The 16,352-nt window shown below is 37.7% G+C and carries 12 protein-coding genes; 8 read left to right on the top strand and 4 right to left on the bottom strand.

The window, feature by feature from the left end:
* The first annotated feature begins 113 nt into the window (after nt 1-113).
* Nucleotides 114-2,084, top strand: a complete 1,971-nt coding sequence (locus FLK20_RS04675; RefSeq protein ID WP_227994847.1) for a methyl-accepting chemotaxis protein — start codon at nt 114-116, stop codon at nt 2,082-2,084.
* Nucleotides 2,085-2,379: 295 nt separating this feature from the next.
* Here the strand turns inward: FLK20_RS04675 and FLK20_RS04670 are convergent, their stop codons facing one another.
* On the bottom strand, nt 2,380-2,556 hold the full coding sequence (locus FLK20_RS04670) for an aspartyl-phosphate phosphatase Spo0E family protein (RefSeq protein ID WP_152655398.1): 177 nt from the start codon (nt 2,554-2,556) through the stop codon (nt 2,380-2,382).
* 424 nt (nt 2,557-2,980) lie between these two features.
* On the opposite strand from FLK20_RS04670, the gene hag reads away from it, so the two are divergent.
* On the top strand, nt 2,981-3,721 hold the full coding sequence (gene hag / locus FLK20_RS04665) for a flagellin Hag (RefSeq protein ID WP_152655397.1): 741 nt from the start codon (nt 2,981-2,983) through the stop codon (nt 3,719-3,721).
* Between the two features lie 326 nt (nt 3,722-4,047).
* Complete coding sequence (locus FLK20_RS04660; protein WP_084612844.1) at nt 4,048-4,182, top strand: flagellin; 135 nt, start codon at nt 4,048-4,050, stop codon at nt 4,180-4,182.
* Nucleotides 4,183-4,713: 531 nt separating this feature from the next.
* Here FLK20_RS04660 and FLK20_RS04655 read toward each other — a convergent pair.
* Entirely contained in the window at nt 4,714-7,167 is a 2,454-nt protein-coding gene (locus FLK20_RS04655) for a YheC/YheD family protein (RefSeq protein WP_152655396.1), read from the bottom strand.
* Between the two features lie 127 nt (nt 7,168-7,294).
* Between FLK20_RS04655 and FLK20_RS22370 the strand changes: the two genes are divergently transcribed.
* Nucleotides 7,295-7,567 carry a DUF6958 family protein gene (locus FLK20_RS22370; protein WP_483310476.1) on the top strand — a complete coding sequence of 91 codons (273 nt, stop codon included), beginning with the start codon at nt 7,295-7,297 and terminating at the stop codon, nt 7,565-7,567.
* Between the two features lie 392 nt (nt 7,568-7,959).
* Nucleotides 7,960-8,148, top strand: coding sequence for a hypothetical protein (locus FLK20_RS04650; RefSeq protein WP_152655395.1), 189 nt, complete (start codon nt 7,960-7,962; stop codon nt 8,146-8,148).
* A 258-nt stretch (nt 8,149-8,406) separates the two neighbouring features.
* Here the strand turns inward: FLK20_RS04650 and FLK20_RS04645 are convergent, their stop codons facing one another.
* The gene (locus FLK20_RS04645; protein WP_152655394.1) at nt 8,407-9,522 is read right to left on the bottom strand and encodes a nitric oxide synthase oxygenase; all 1,116 of its coding nucleotides are present in this window, start codon (nt 9,520-9,522) and stop codon (nt 8,407-8,409) included.
* Nucleotides 9,523-9,794: 272 nt separating this feature from the next.
* Between FLK20_RS04645 and FLK20_RS04640 the strand changes: the two genes are divergently transcribed.
* Nucleotides 9,795-11,804: a putative bifunctional diguanylate cyclase/phosphodiesterase gene (locus FLK20_RS04640; RefSeq protein ID WP_194165519.1), complete on the top strand. Its 2,010-nt coding sequence runs from the start codon at nt 9,795-9,797 to the stop codon at nt 11,802-11,804.
* A gap of 35 nt (nt 11,805-11,839) precedes the next feature.
* Here the strand turns inward: FLK20_RS04640 and FLK20_RS04635 are convergent, their stop codons facing one another.
* The gene (locus FLK20_RS04635; RefSeq protein WP_227994853.1) at nt 11,840-12,142 is read right to left on the bottom strand and encodes a GGDEF domain-containing protein; all 303 of its coding nucleotides are present in this window, start codon (nt 12,140-12,142) and stop codon (nt 11,840-11,842) included.
* Between the two features lie 155 nt (nt 12,143-12,297).
* Here FLK20_RS04635 and FLK20_RS04630 point away from each other — a divergent pair, with 155 nt between their 5' ends.
* Both FLK20_RS04630 and FLK20_RS04625 read left to right on the top strand, forming a co-directional pair.
* The gene (locus FLK20_RS04630) at nt 12,298-12,459 is read left to right on the top strand and encodes a YjfB family protein (RefSeq protein ID WP_227994846.1); all 162 of its coding nucleotides are present in this window, start codon (nt 12,298-12,300) and stop codon (nt 12,457-12,459) included.
* 256 nt (nt 12,460-12,715) lie between these two features.
* A complete protein-coding gene (locus tag FLK20_RS04625) occupies nt 12,716-16,312 on the top strand; it encodes an AAA family ATPase (RefSeq protein WP_152655390.1) in 3,597 nt (1,198 codons plus the stop codon).
* Nucleotides 16,313-16,352 lie beyond the last annotated feature (40 nt).

Here is a 16,352-nt window from a genome sequence, read left to right as displayed (position 1 = left end):
AGATACTAAGACATGAAATAAGGAAAAAGGATTCATTTTTTAGCATTTTAGCCGATATAAGAATGAATAAACGAGTGTGCACTTTATCATTTATCGTAAAGGAGTTTGATACATTGAAGAAATTATTCAGACCTAAAGGAATCCGATTTAAATTAATCCTGTCATTTTTTATTATTTTACTGACACCGGGAATTATTATTGGTGCAATCACGTACAATAGCTCCCTGGATACGTTGGAAAATCAGCAGAAAGCGCAGGTTGAGGAAATAGCAACAGTGATGAACCAGACGATTGATAATACCATGGAATTGAAACAGCATGATCTGCAGGTCTTATCTGAAAGGTTTTATGGACAGGATTTAGAGGCAGATGAGGATGAAATCAGAGAAGTGCTGCTTCAATATGAGGAGCTTCATAATGAAGTTGCACAGGTTTATCTGGGTTCAGAAGATGGCAGCTTAATTACGCAGCCGGTTGTGCAGCTGGGTGCAGATTTTCAGTTAAATGAACGTCCATGGTTCAGCGATGCACTGGCTGCTCCTGGGGAAATTATTATTTCGGACCCCTACCCGAGTGCAACGGGAGAAGGTCAGGTGGTTACACTATCCACTGCACTCAAAGATGGTTCGGGTGTTATTGGAATTGATTTATCCATTGATTTTGTCCAGCAGCTGGCAGCCAATATAACGATTGGTAAAAATGGTTATGCTATTTTATTGGATACAAGTCAAAACTTTATTTACCATCCAACACAGGACGCTGGCGAAAATGCATCAGAAGATTTTTATCAAAACTTATTTGAGACTGCATCTGGTACATTTAATTATGAGGATGATAATACGTCAAAAATAATGGTTTATGAAACGAATGAGTTAACAGGCTGGAAGCTGGCAGGGACGATTGATTATAGCGAGATTCAGGAGGAAGCAGCAGCTACCTGGACAACCTTGATGATTGTTGTAGCGGCAACACTGCTGGCAGGGACAGTGATTATTTTATTCTTAATCCGTTCCATCACTCGTCCCATTAAGGAGCTGAAGGAGAATGCTCAAATTATCAGTAGGGGCGACCTGACGCGTTCTATTCAAATTAAAACCAATGATGAAATCGGCGAACTTAGTCATGCCTTTAATGAAATGCAGGAAGGTTTAAAAAGTCTTGTCCGTGACGTAGAGTTTAATGCCCAGCAGGTTGCAGCATCTGCCGAGGAATTAAATGCAAATGCAGATCAAATGACAAGTTCATCCGAGCAAGTATCGCTAGCTATTCAAGAGGTTTCCGCAAGCTCTGAAACGCAACTGAGTAGAACAGAACAAAGTGCCAATTCCTTAGAAGAAGTTTCGATAGGAGTAGGGAGAATCGTAGAAAGTTCAACCAAGGTAGCTGACTTAGTAAATCAAATGAGCAGCCAGGCAGATGTCGGTGGAAAAGCAGTCAGTGATACCTTGAATCAAATGACATCGATCCAATCCTCTGTGGAGAACACAAATGAAAATATTGCATCCCTATTGGAGCGGTCAAAAGAGGTAAGTACGATTCTGAAAGCAATCACAGATATTTCAGAACAGACTAATCTGCTTGCGTTAAATGCAGCAATTGAAGCAGCCCGGGCCGGAGAGCATGGAAAAGGGTTTGCCGTTGTCGCTGATGAAGTCCGTAAGCTGGCAGAACAGTCTAAAACATCAGCGAATGAAATCAGCGCAATCGTACATGGTATTCAGGCAGATGTCCAGGATGCCGTTGGAAAAATGTCACAAGTAACAGCAAATGTAGACAACGGGCTGGACGTATCTTATGATGCTATTGATAAATTTGGTGAAATTCTTCGTTCCAGTGCAGATATTAAGCCGCAAATGGAAGAAGTTAAGGCCATTTCCGAGCAAATGTCAGAGGCAGTACAAGGAGTTACTGCTACGGCAACAGATTTGGCATCTATCGCGAGAAACAATGCCGCATCCTCTGAAGAAGTAGCAGCATCTACAGAAGAGCAGCTCGCAGCAATGGAAGAAATCTCTGCCGCAGCAAAATCGTTGACCGACATGGCGGAGGAGCTGACAACGAAAATCACAGCGTATAAATTTTAAAAGGAAAGTCATAGAAAAAAGAAGGGTTCCTGAAAATGCCCTATATCAAGGTTGCATTTTCAGGAACCCTTCTTTTTTTCTATATAAATGCACTTTCTCGTTTTATTTAAATGCTAACTGAATTTATATTCATTTTCACTTTAGAATAACCTAATTTGGTATATTTACAAAAAAAAATATAGAGTACAGCCTTATTCTTTCTATACATATCACCCATTCGAGCACTTACTTATACGTAGTAAGTGTGCTCACTTACTATGAAAACAACAGTACAGGTATTTTTGTTATTTTACTGTCACTCTTTTCGTTGAATGGGAGGATTATTTGAAATCTGGTCTAATCGATTTAGCAATTTATCCAGCGACTGCGATAGTTTCAATAGATTCGGGTCAGTTGGATCTTTTTCATAAACTGCATACATTTCTTTCCGTTTCGCTTCAATCTGCTTGTTCAAGTCATTCATTTTCGACATACTCTCACGCCCTCTCCAATTATCTAACAGAAGCTGGATATGGCATAAAAAGATATGATAAGGCTCTTAGTATGATTTTAACAGGAAGTATGTGAAAAATAAAACAAATGTGTGATGCTGTTTTTTGGTGGTTATTTTGTGGAGGAACAATTGAAAGAATTAGGTTTTTACAGCCCTGCCATTACCTGCTAGAGAGAATGATAGTTTTTTAGAAAAAAATTATAAAAAAAGCTTAAATAAATGTTGAAACTGTCCGATATAGTAAATAGATCATCAAAAGATGGTTCGTTAAGGTCTTAACGAGTAGTGAAAAAGCTTTTTACACAGAAATACTTTATTTTTGATATTGACCAATTTGGTTAATATAGATGAGATCACAAGGATGTGGCTCAAAAATTTTACAAACACATGGAGGTAAGGAATTATGATTATCAATCACAACATTTCCGCAATTAACGCACATCGTCAATTGGGAGTAAACCAAAACGGAGTACAAAGTTCTTTAGAAAAACTTTCTTCTGGTCTTCGTATCAACCGTGCTGGAGATGACGCTGCAGGTTTAGCAATCTCTGAAAAAATGCGTGGGCAAATTAGAGGACTTGAGATGGCTACTAAAAACTCTCAAGATGGTATTTCTCTAATCCAAACTGCTGAAGGTGCTCTTACAGAGACACACTCTATTTTACAGCGTGTACGTGAATTAACTGTACAGGCAGGTAACTTAGGGACACAGGAACAAGATGATTTACAGGCAATCCAGGATGAAATTTCTAATTTACTAGAGGAAATTGATGGGATTTCTGAGCGTACAGCATTTAATGGTAAAACTTTACTAAATGGTGATTTAGCTGAAGGCGAAGCAGATTTAGTATTCCAGATTGGTGCTAACGAGAATCAGGCTTTAGTACTTAATATTAATGATATGAGTGCTGAGGCATTAGAAATTGATGGCCTGGATGTATCTGAGTTTACTGAGAGCTCTGATTTCGATGAAGCTGTAGGATTAATCGATGCAGCTATCAAAACAGTTTCTGCAGAACGTTCTAAGCTTGGTGCTGTACAAAATCGTTTAGAACACACTATCAACAATTTAGGTGCATCTGCTGAGAACTTAACAGCAGCAGAATCTCGTATCCGTGACGTTGATTATGACTCAGCTGCCTAGGCAGTGACAGTCACAGTCGTCCTAACTGGCAACGGTTAGCGATTATTACCGGGTGAATTGCTGGAAACCCCTTAGAGCTTGTCTTACCACAACGCAGCTGAAAACGGCAAACGTGAAGGTTTGAAAAAAGACGGGATTGGGCAATCAGCAGCCCAGCTCCTGTGAGGAAACTCTGGAGAAGGTTCAACGACTAGAATAAACCACCTAATGCATAAGCGACGGTGATGAAATTCGTAGGTGAATGATAGAGCCGCTAAATCTATCAGAATCCGAAGTTCCCGGCTCCTCCTAGATAACTAGAGGATGAAGATATAGTCTAGTCATTTATGAAAGTAAATGTTCGCACGATGGCGAAAGAAATGATGGAATTCACAAAGAATAACATCCTTTCACAAGCGGCACAAAGTATGCTGGCTCAAGCGAACCAAGTACCACAAGGCGTACTTCAATTACTTCAATAAAATAAGATTTTTGGGAGGCTCTAGCTTTTGGGTTAGGGTCTCCTTTTTTATAAGTAGAAAATAAATCATATGTAAAAAGAAAGGTTTGCATTACCTCCTTTATTTATACATCAAATTATTTGAAACAGACCGCAGCTAGTCTACTATATGTCAAGCCAGTAACCTCATTCAGAAAATACAGTTTTATCAGGTTCTTTTTAGCTATAAGGTGATACTTTTCTTTTAGAAAATGAATCAAACAATTCTTTTCAGAATGATGTATCAGACCACAATATTTCCATAAATACGCAACTAATCGAATGTATGTTTCTATTTGGATTTTAACATATAAAATAATACAGGAGGAATTTCATTTTGAAATTTTCTGAAATTTGTTTGATATCTGTTCAATCAATTAATATTGAAGCGTATATATTAGTAACAAATGAATAATAAATAACCACCCTTAAAAAATGAAGAGTGGTTTTAAGAAAAAATATTATTCACTTATAAATATAGTTTAATTGATTAATTACATCTGACTGTTTTAATCTATTTTTCTGATGAAATCAACTGTTTTCCCAACTCAAGGACTAATTTAGCATATTGGTCGTGGTTGCTTAACTGTGCCGGGTGGTCAGGGTTTACACTTGAAATCGTTACATTCCCCTCTGCATCTAAATCAAATGACACTTCTATTTCCGTTAACAAAGATACTGATTGATCAGCTTGTAACACATCTGCAATCTGCTTACTAAAATTCATCAAATCCTCTTTCAATGTATCTGCGCTAAAAATCAGTGTGTCTGAATTTAGATCGTCTAAGCTATTCCTATTGAACAATTCATATGAATGATTATAATTTGTAAATGTCATATCAACAAGGTTCCAGCTGTTTGTATTTAAATCATTTATTAGGTGCAAGGATAAGTGTTGTATCGGAAAGCTATTAGACACTGCTTCTACAACAACGCGTTTCCTACTAAGGTTTTTTTGAAAATGATGCTTTAATTGGGATTCATTGAACACTTTTGTTTCTTTGCTTGTAAGGAGTTCAAATTTATTATTTGGCAATTGATGTACATACATGATTTCTCTGGTTGCCTCTAATGTTAATTTAATTAGATGATACTTATTGACCCAATGAAAGATATCGCGAATTTTTTTAACTCGTAAATAATCTGGCAGAAGTGATGCTAAGTTGTTGTCTTCTTTTAACTTCTCATATAATGATGTCACATTCAAGATTTGATTGGACCAGCTATTAATAAAAGGAATATCTTCAAATTCTTCATAAATAAATTGCAGATCTTCGTTTTCTTTTGCTTTTAGCCTGTCAAAAATAATATCTGGATAAGAGCTGATATAAGGCTTCCACTCATTGTCTTCATAAAAATGTCCTCGAATCAGCATATTTTCAAAATCTATATCGTTTGGCCGAATAAGGCAAATCTCCATATTTTTATCTTCAGCAGCCTGCAGCAATGCTTTTTGTAACGGAGTTGTCTCTTGCGCAGCAGGGACAATAAGTCCTAATACGGTTTGATTTGCGTGACTGCGGGTGCCGAGATTAGATGTACGCGCATTAAATTGATTTTTATATTGAAGGCTATTCGCAGAAATTGAATGAACAATCCCGTTTTCATAAATATATTTTGCATAAGCAATCGTATTTACTGCTCTTTTCTCCTCGTGAAATGCTGTTTGCGGTCCATTATTTGCCTCATGCATCCATATCTTTCCTGTATCATCAATTGCGAAGTCAAGTCCCAGCTCGTCAATCGCCATACCATATAACTTATCTAAATTCCAAGCAACATCAATGGATAGTTCAAGAATATCTTCAGCATATTTCTTACCTTGCTTTTCTCCGTATTGTTCAATCAGGAAATCTTGAAAATTCTCTATTCTGCCCTCTGTACTGATGTTGCTCAGGTTTGATTTTTTATTTCCAATTCGTGGATATATATAAGTAAGCTGCCATTTACCATCAGCATTCTTTTGTACATGTGCACGAATATGGTAGGGTTCATTATTTTTCGTGCGGGTATGAATATATTTTTGGATAATATAACTGTTGTTTTCCTCCAAAATAATATCATTTAACCAATTGTCAAATCTCTCCGCAGTAAGGATGGTTTCCTTTTTCTGATCTAATAAAATGTATCGCTGGTTTTTCTTTGTTACAAAATAAATATTTTCTCCCCGGTTTGCCCTTAGGTGCTTAAAAACAACTTTAGGATTATTTGCCAAGAAAGTGTGAATTTGCTCGATGTTATAACATTGCTGAAATGGAACAAGCAATCTAACATACTTATTTTTGGTTTGTAAAAGACGCTTAGGTAAAGATATCTTATTTCCAACATAAAAATAATTGGTAAAAGGAACCATACGATGCAGCTTACGGCTAGTATGTGTCTTTTTGGTTGAAGTATTATTTATAACATCCGGAAAAGTGATATAATCCTGTTTCTTTTCTCCATTTTGATAGAATGTGGCATGAATTGCTTCCTGTGAGAAATTAACATCATCATCTCCAAAGAAGTATAAAACAGCATTCTGTTTTTCGCTTTCTTCAACCATCGCATCAATACGAGGTTTAGGGAAGAAATCGAGTGGGTTTCGAAAACCATAAACACCGATTCGAATCTTTTTTTCTTCTTTTGCTTCTTGATTGTTATCCTCAAGTAATTGCTTTAATTTATTGAGGTTAGGAATAAATGAAAATTGTGTGATTTCTAAGATTTTTGTAAGTTTTGCCCCCTCCATATTTTTAGCGATTAATAATATATTTTTCTCTAATTTCTTAGATAAATTTTGATGTGTACTGTTTATGTAGCCACATTGATTTAACGCTTGAAGACCATCAACAATACTTCCCAATATAAAAACAGCTTGATTTGTTTCTTTGTTCTTCACTAGCCCCTGAAAGTGTTCGGATGCTTCTATAATTGTATTTACGATGTTTAATGATTGAGTAATCTGTTTTTGATTCATTGTAGCCATTTTTGCACTCCTGACTTGAAATTGATGTTATGAATATGAAATGTAGTTGTATTTTATAAAATGAAAAGATTTCCTTCTATATTTATTATCGGTGTGTTTGGGGAAATACTGAAGAAAATATAATGAACTGTGTATATTAAATCCTGATCCTTCCAAAAAAGGTGCAGTAATAGATCATTATAAGTATGAAACAGTAAAAGAAGTCATACTAAACATTATCCATGAAAGAGGTACAATTACTTTTAAGGATCTAATGGGAGAAGTGAGACATCAATTATCCAATAATTTTGACGGTTCCCCATCCTGGTATTATACTGCGGTTAAATTGGATTTGGAGGCAAAGGGTATCATTAAACGTATGGAAGGCTCAAAACCACAAAAGCTTCAATTACCTGAGTAAAGTGATGTTTAGTCATGGAAATGGGATTAGAATATTTTTTATAGCGATTGTATACTCGGCGATTAGTGGTTTATGGTTTCAGCCGGGGCGTCTTAGGTATTTTCCTCAACATCATTTGAAAAGCAACAACAGCACGTATCGCACTGGTAATGACTTGCATAGCTTGTTGGGGAAAATATGGACGGGTAGGACAATATATCCAAACTTCTTCTAATAATCAAGTGTTTTTATAATAATCTAATATTATTACCATAAAACGAAAGCGCTTTACTTGATAGATCATAATTATCGGTTATTTTTATCATATTTCGAAATTGGGTTATCTATATTCTATTTCTCCTCGTTGATAAAATAAGCGTTATCAGAAGACTTCAATGAGGAGGGAGTGTGTGATGATGGAAGAGATGAAATCAAGAGAAGTAAAGCAATACAGAGGAACGGAATTAAATACAAAGGGCTGGATTCAGGAAGCAGCATTACGCATATGGAAGAGATATCAGCGTGTTTATATGGCAAAGAAAGATATAAGCAAGCTTTCAATAGGAGTATCTACAAATCAAGCATTGAAGGTATTAGAGTAATTACCATCTATTTTAAGTAAAATAGTATATTAAAAGAAAAACTCCGATCTCCTCTTGTAAGCAGCCTGCTTATTCAGTTGTTATCATTGAATGAATAGGTTGTGCAGAATTATTATGATGCTCTTATGGAGAAAGGATGGTATCAAATTAACAACGGATCTCCTATTAGCATACGCATGATAAATATAGAAAGATTTAATCCGTATTTTGACGGATGAAAAGCTACTTCAATACGAGGCAGTAAAGTAGCTTTTTGATTCAACGATGAAAGGGACACCTCTCCACCCGCGGATAAGCTTTATCTTGATAAAAGAAGTTCGGCTTTTTTAGCTCATTACTGTAGGGCTGATGCCAGACATGTGTGGTTGCTGGGGAAATTGGCGGAATAAGCCAGGTCCATTTTCCGGTTACTTCACGATCTGCCTTAGCCTCCTGCTTTTCAAAAATACGGAATTGTGCCGCAGCTGTGTGGTGATCTACTATTGATATACTCTGTTTCTTAAAGGAATGAAGAACCATTTCATTTAGCTCAATTAGTGCACGGTCCTGCCATAAATTACTGGCGTGTTTTGTATTTAAGCCCATAATTTTCGCCATTTTCGGAAGCAGATTATAGCGGTGCTCGTCTGCAAAATTTCTGGCACCAATTTCTGTACTCATATACCAGCCATTAAAAGGAGCAGATACATAATGCAGCCCGCCGATTTCCAGAAGCATGTCAGATATAATCGGGATAGCATACCATTTTAATTTCAAGTCTGCTACAGCATCGTATTCTGGATGCTCCATCTTGACTTCCGGAATATATGCTTCCGGGATGGTTTTCCAAACAGGAGGGCGGTCACCAATTTGAATCACAAGGGGCAGGATGTCGAAATGTGTTCCTTTACCTTCCCAACCGAGCTGCTCGCAAATTTTGGTGAATTCCAGCGAGTCTGAATCGCCAATAATCCCCTTCTCTGTTTTATAGCCTGCATAACGCAGCAGTTGATGGTTCCAGATCTTTACTGTTTTTTCTTTTGCAGAAATCGAAGGGAAAATGGTAATGTATGGCTTGATTTTTCCTAGATTGAAGGCGTTTTTTAAATGACTGAACAGGAATTCGAATACTATCTCTTCCGTTACTGCTCCTCTGGCATCGGCAACGTCGATACGCTCCCAGAATAATCTGCCGATACAGCGATTTGAGTTCCGCCAAGCCAGCTTTGCCCCGTAAACCAATTCTTCATAGGTTTGTGTATAAGTGCCGTGTGCTTTTATTTCCGTTGTTACTTCTTTGATTCGGTTAGCTAATTTTTCTTCAGGAGCAATCGTTTCCGCGTAGTACGTTTTCAAAAACTTTACTGCTTCCTGCTGTAATTCATCTGTATTCAATGGAATATACCTCCAGCTGTTAACAATGTATCGTATTTTTAATTCTATTGTAGCGAAGAAAATGATGAAATTCCATTGTAGCTGTTAAATAGGAAAAAGGGATCAGTACTCTTTTTTGTATTTCATTAAATTTTGTCAAATAATGAAAGGAATCCTAAAAAATAAATATAGCAAAAAATGTTTCATTTAGTCGAAATAAGTATGTTTTTAAATACCTTTACATGATATATTTATACTATATATTACAGGGGCAATGTAGGGAGGAAGTGGATTTGGCTCAGGCTGTGTTTAAGATTAAGAATAAGAAAATATATTTTACAAAACGGTTATCTGGAGATGTGCTGAATGAACCGAAAGATATAGTTTCTGGAGGAGACTATGAGAATGTACTCTCTTCTTATATTGGGCCTCATGGAGCGAAAGAGTTTACCAAACTTGTTAATGGCGAAGAAGAGCAAATTCATTTTAATGCAACTGGTAATAAAAAGAACGGAGAAATACAGTTTTTAAGTATTTTCGGCTATCAGATTATATTGGAGGATGGTATAGAGGTATTTGGTATTATTTCTGATGAGCAGGATACAAATAACCAATTAATGACGGCGCTGAAAGAGCTGTCAGATATTAAATATGCTTTGGATCAATCAGTGATTTTAGCAATTACGAATCGACAAGGTAAAATCACACATGCTAATAATCGATTCTGTGAAATATCCGGTTATTCCAATGACGAGTTAATTGGAAATACGCACCAGCTCATCAACTCAGGTTACCATTCACGAGAATTTTTTAAAGACATGTGGCGGACAATTGGCTTTGGCGGAGTATGGAGAGGTGAAATCAGGAATCGCAAAAAAGACGGTTCTTTTTATTGGGTAGACACGACCATTGTCCCGGTGAAGAATGAAAAAGGAAAGCCAACACATTATATTGCAATGCGTCATGACATAACCGATAAGAAAGCAAATCAAGAAAAGATTCGTATTATGGCTTTTTATGATCATTTAACAGGATTGGTTAATCGTCGGAAGTTTGATGACAATTTAATAAAAAAGATTGAATATGCCAAAAAAAGTAACGAGCAATTTGGTATTATGTTTGTTGATTTAGACGGTTTTAAATATGTAAATGATACGCTGGGACATACCATTGGTGATGAATTGCTTATCGCAGTTGCTGGTCGATTGAGTCAAATTATTGGTGAACAAGGGGTAGTTGCAAGGCTTAGTGGTGATGAATTTGCTATTCTGATTAATTCCATTGATACACCAGGAGACATGAAGTGCTTTGCAGAAGCAATTATTGCAACTTTTAAAGAACCCTTTGCTATTGAAGGCTACCAATTAAACATGACAGCGAGTATAGGAATATCGACCTATCCAGAGGCTGGTTCAGACGCCTCTACTATTATGAAGCATGCAGATTTGGCCATGTATCGTGTAAAAGGCTTATTTAAAAATGATTACAGTTTTTTTGACAGGGAAATGAAGATATCTAATCAAAGAGCATTTCAAATAACAAATGATTTTAGAATGGGCCTGGAAAAAAATCAATTTTATATGGTATATCAGCCAAAAATATCTCCACTCGAAGATGTAGTGACAAGCTGCGAGGCGCTGATCCGTTGGGAGCATCCGAAATTTGGCAACATACCTCCTTGTGAATTTATTCCGTTAGCTGAAGACTCAGGAATGATCAATGAAATTGGTGATTGGGTCATCGAAAATGTTTGTAAGCAGCTGCAGCAATGGAAATCAAAAGGATGGGAGCCGCTCCCTGTATCAGTAAATTTATCATCGGGTCAGCTCATGCAGGCAGATTTTGTAGATAAATTCTGGTCGTATCTTCATAGGTATCAGGTTGAACCTGCGTGGATTCAAATTGAAATTACGGAGAGCCTTTATATTAATAATGATAAATATGTACAGCATATTCTAAAAATAATGAAGGAACAAGGGATCAAATTTGCCTTAGATGATTTTGGGACAGGGTATTCTTCTTTAGCTTACTTGCAAAAGCTCGATTTAGATATTTTAAAAATTGACCGTTCCCTCATTAGCGGAATTTCCGATTGGTCCACGAAGCGGGAAATTGCAGCAACTATTGTGCATCTTGGGAAGAGCCTTGGTATGAAAGTGATTGCTGAAGGTGTGGAGACCAAGGAAGAGCTGGATATTTTATGCGAACATGATATTGATGAAATACAGGGTTACTATTATAGCAAACCGCTTGCTGAGACAGATATGTTCCAAGTAATGAAGACTAAAAAACTAAGTAAGTAACAAAATCAAAAAACGTCATCCCCGGAAAGTTGTTATTATTCCCTTGGGGATGACGTTTTAGCAGGGTATACTTGATTTTTCCTGAATGCTTTGCTATATAGCGCTTTATCTGCCTGATGAATCATTTGCTGATGATTGCTACCAGGATACGTTGCTGGACCAGTTAGATGAATGCGCCGCTTTTTAGAAATTTGAAAAGGATATACTTCTACTTCTTTCTGCATTCTGTCTGCAACCTCCAATGCAGCGGAAACACTGCAATTTGGCAGAGTAATTGAAAATTCATCTTTGTCGTTTCGGAAAGCCATATCAAATGAACGGATGCTATAAGATAAAATCTCACTAGATTGCTATAAAATTTGATCGCCTGCAGAGTGCCCGCATGTATCATTCAATAGAAATATATACATCATTTTGCAGGCAGCTGTGTTAAAATAAAAATAATTAATAAATCTTTTAAAGAGGGGTGAATGTATAAGTGGATGTTGGAAAAATGTCAATGATAATGAGTCAGGCTAATTTACAGACACAGGTGTCCTTTAGCTTAATGGGAAAAGTCATGGACCATGCAGAAGCGCAAAATGCAGAGCTGATCAGGATGCTGGATCAGCCGCAGCACCCTAACTTAGGACATTCCATCGATGTGAAGGCTTAACAGCTTTAGTCTGTGTGGAATGGAAAGAAACATACAAGCAGAGTCCCCCGCTTCAATGGAGAGAAGAAGTAGGGGGTTTTGCTATACTTAGCTTATTTATCGCAGAGCAACTGGCTGTAAGGCTCCCGCTTCAAGAATTTGAGGGGATCCTAAAATTCTAAGTGAGGTCAGGTCCAGGTTGTCAAGCTTCAATTTATCTGCTCTAAAAAACGATATATGATAGAAGGATAGTATTTTTCATCATAGACAAAGGGGCGTGGATGTTATTTCAAATACTAGAGACAGAGCCCAAATTCTGCAAGAAGAATTAATTGAATTATTAAAAAGAGATTTAATCAGTATGGAAGATTATAAACGCATATTAACTGCTCATCAGGAATATGCAAAGCAAGTAGATAAAAGTATGGATGGGGCAGCAAGCGGGCAATCGGTAAAGAATGATGAAGCAGAGAATGCAGCTAAAGAGATGTATCTGGCTGCAGAGCAGGTCGAGCCTGATGAGAAAGAGCAATCTTATTCAAAATCGGGGGATGCATCTGCTCAAAAAACATTCACTCGCCTGATACAGGGGAATAAAGATAAAAAAGACTGGCTGAAGACTCAGAAGGAGCAGGAAGCAGCAAAGCAGAAGAAAGAAAAACCAGTGCGTGTGCCAAAAACAGCAGAGCAGATTAGAGAAAGGAATATTACCTGGCTGCTTATTTTAGGGGTTTCATTTCTGTTAATCAGCGGTCTTGTTGTGGCAACAAGCACATGGGATCAGATGGGAGCCTTGTTAAAGGTTGCGACATTGCTTGGAGTATCGATTTTCTTTTTAGCGTTAAGCGGTTTGTCCTCCCGGTTTCTTAAAATTGAAAAGACAGCTTTTGCATTTTTGACGCTGGGAAGTCTGTTATTACCAATTGCGATGATTGGGATTGGTTTTTTCGGGTTATTTGGAGATTACCTAACGTTAACAGGAGAAGGGCGTTACTGGCTGGGAATTCTGTGCACGCTTGTTCCGTTGCCTTTATACGCCCGGAATGCATATAAGACAGAAGCTAAATTGTTTGTATGGATTTTTTACTTATTTTTATCCTTTTTGATAGGATTTTTCCTGGCCGCGCTGCAAGTCCCGATGGATATGTTCTTTTTCCTGATTATGCTGTATAACGCTGCTTTATTAGCTGTGTATCATCGTTTTCGGAAAAAGAACAAACAAGTATTTCATATCTTTTTAAAAGAGCTGCCTGCTTATGCACAGTTAAACCTGATTGTTTCCACGTTATTAATGCTGTTTGTCTATAATCAGGCCGTATTTTATAGCTTTAATGTTCTTTTAACTGCTTTTCTATACATGGCGATGGTATTTGTTTATCAGACAAAAGGCTATCAATTTGTGTTTGTAGCTCTATTTGCTTACGGGATTTATCAGCTGACAGAGAATTCCATCTTGTACACAGCCGACTCTCTGATTTATGCATTAATGGGAGCTGCGTATTTGGGCTTTGCTTATGTCATGCGGAAAGACAGCTTTGCAAGTAAGATTTTTTACTATACGAGTGGAGTCATTTCGGGCTTTGCTTTTCTTTATATCAGCTTTCAAGGCTTAATTATCCGGGCAGACGGAAATTCCTGGTTTATGCTGCTTGCTTATATCGTCATTGCAGGAACCTATGTTTATCTGGCAGAAGTCACAAAGCGTGGTGTTTTTCGCTGGATCGCTCCGGCATTCTTCCTTGCTGTTGGCATTCAGCTCTGGTCGTTAATGATTCGTCCGTATTTTCCGGAAAGTATTCTTAACTTTATGTTCTTCTATACGACAGTCTTATTTCTGTTTATTGGCTTTCAAAATCGGATTCCATTTATGCAGTCTGTACAGAAAAGTGTGTATTTCTGGTCTATACCGGTAATTGGAATCATTATCCTTGTTCAGCTTTTACTGCTGGAGTTTGTAGAGATTGCGGTCATGTTTGCCTTGCTTGGTGCCATTGCGCTGTATATGACTTCTGTATCCAAAAAAACATTAGAGAAGCGCATTGCTGCTTGGGCTGTTCCAATAAATTGGCTGTCAGCAATGTTTATTCTGTATTTTGAATTTGCGAAAGAGTCCTATGTTTACCGTAATCAGCTGGACGCTCCTTTTCAACTGGCAGCAGCAGGGTTGATATTGCTTGGTATCAGTCTTATCTGGAAGCAAAGAAAGCAGCAGGAATTGACCCGGGCCACATTTTATACGGGACAGGGAAGCTATTTATTAGCGATGGTCCTTCTGTTTACAGATTTTACAGGGGATGAAATGTATGTAAGACCTATAATTTTATTTGTAGGAATTGGTGTCATGTACTGGCTTGTCCGTTTTACAGGAAAGCCTGTCATTTGGAGTGCTGTTGCGACTGCCAGTGCAGGATTTTATGTGTCGTTACTGAATACATTTCTGATTGACACGTTCGAAGGTTTTGTTTGGTTTATGCTTGGTTTGCCAATTTTATTCTTGGCAGTGGAGCATTATTTAGGAAAATTGGACGCTGACTTAAAACCGTATTTCTTTTATTTTGCACAAGCGGTACTGCTGTATCTTGTTTTCATAATAACAGGGGATAGTATCGTGGAACCAGTCCTTTATCCGGCGGTATGGCTTGTTCCGCTGGCAGCTTATACGTATACGGCACTGACAAGAGAGAAGGAATGGCAGATAAAAACCTCTTTATATATGGGACTAATGGTGCTTGTAGGAGCCGTAACCTCTTTTATTTCTTATAATGAATTATTGCCGGACATCTCATTTATCTATTCCTGGCTGCTTGCCGGAATCATTATGATCGCTGTCTGGTTAGCGGTACCCACAGTGTGGAAACGCCGGATAGACTGGTTTTTTATTCCGTATATGAATCTGGTTTTAGGTATGGGCGTGTTTTTAGCCGTTGTACAAGAGCTTTGGCAGCTCATCAGCTTTGCTGGACTGGTTATACTGAATTTATATTTCCTGCATAGACGAAAATGGCTATTATATCTTTTCATGCCTTTATTTTTCTCGATTTATTTATGGCAAATGCAGGGGATATTTAAGGAAGCGATGGATTTATGGCTGATTTACAGTGTAGGTTTTGTTGTTTTAACAGCAGCTGGAAGATACCTGTTTACAAAGCTGTATATCTCTAAAGAGGGAAGCTTGCAAGCTGTGGATTGGTATTCCCTGGTGGCAGTTATCTGTCTCGTTTTTGCATTAAGCACGGCAGGAGAACTGGATAATATTTGGCTGATAGTTATTCCTCTTGTATTGTTTGCTGCCTGGTTTTTCTTGCAGGTGGATCGTGTGGGGAACCCGATGCTGCAGAAAATATTTATTACCCTTGGCGGTGTTGCCTGCTTACCGCCGTATTATCTGGTACTTGACCATTATATTGATACGATTCCAGAAGTGATTTACGCCGAACTGCAAGGGCTGCCGGTGCTTGCTTTGGCTATTATTTTTACAAAGAAAACATGGCATGAGTATAAATCGCTTATGCGGCATATACAGACAGTGCTATTGATTCTTGTCACAGTGTATTTTATTGCTGATGCGATTCAAAGCGCAACTATTTTAGACGCATTAATTATTGGTGTCTTATCTATTATTTCCTTACTCGCCGGGATGCGCTATCAATTGAAATCGTATTTCTTTGTCGGGATCGGAACGCTTTTGTTTAATGTTATTTATCAAACCCGGCCTTATTGGGGCAATCTTCCTTGGTGGGCGTACCTTTTGATTGCCGGAATATTGTTTATCAGCATCGCCAGCTATAATGAATGGAAAAAACAGCGGGAAGGAGAAGGGAAGCTGGAAAAGAAGCTGAAGCAGATGCTTGCCCGGTTTAAAGAATGGAATTGAATAAAGTAGTTTAAAGCTGTTAAATGGTGTAGCAGCTTTA

The sequence above is a fragment of the Oceanobacillus sp. CFH 90083 genome, assembly GCF_009389585.1.
Lineage (GTDB): Bacteria > Bacillota > Bacilli > Bacillales > Amphibacillaceae > Oceanobacillus.
This window is presented reverse-complemented; position numbering and strand designations above follow the sequence as displayed.

Excerpts from the sequence above, each read along its gene's own strand:
- FLK20_RS04670 (WP_152655398.1), bottom strand. The coding sequence starts at position 2,556 with ATGTCGAAAATGAATGACTTGAACAAGCAGATTGAAGCGAAACGGAAA.
- hag (WP_152655397.1), top strand. The coding sequence starts at position 2,981 with ATGATTATCAATCACAACATTTCCGCAATTAACGCACATCGTCAATTG.
- FLK20_RS04660 (WP_084612844.1), top strand. The coding sequence starts at position 4,048 with ATGAAAGTAAATGTTCGCACGATGGCGAAAGAAATGATGGAATTCACA.
- FLK20_RS04655 (WP_152655396.1), bottom strand. The coding sequence starts at position 7,167 with ATGGCTACAATGAATCAAAAACAGATTACTCAATCATTAAACATCGTA.
- FLK20_RS04650 (WP_152655395.1), top strand. The coding sequence starts at position 7,960 with ATGATGGAAGAGATGAAATCAAGAGAAGTAAAGCAATACAGAGGAACG.
- FLK20_RS04630 (WP_227994846.1), top strand. The coding sequence starts at position 12,298 with ATGTCAATGATAATGAGTCAGGCTAATTTACAGACACAGGTGTCCTTT.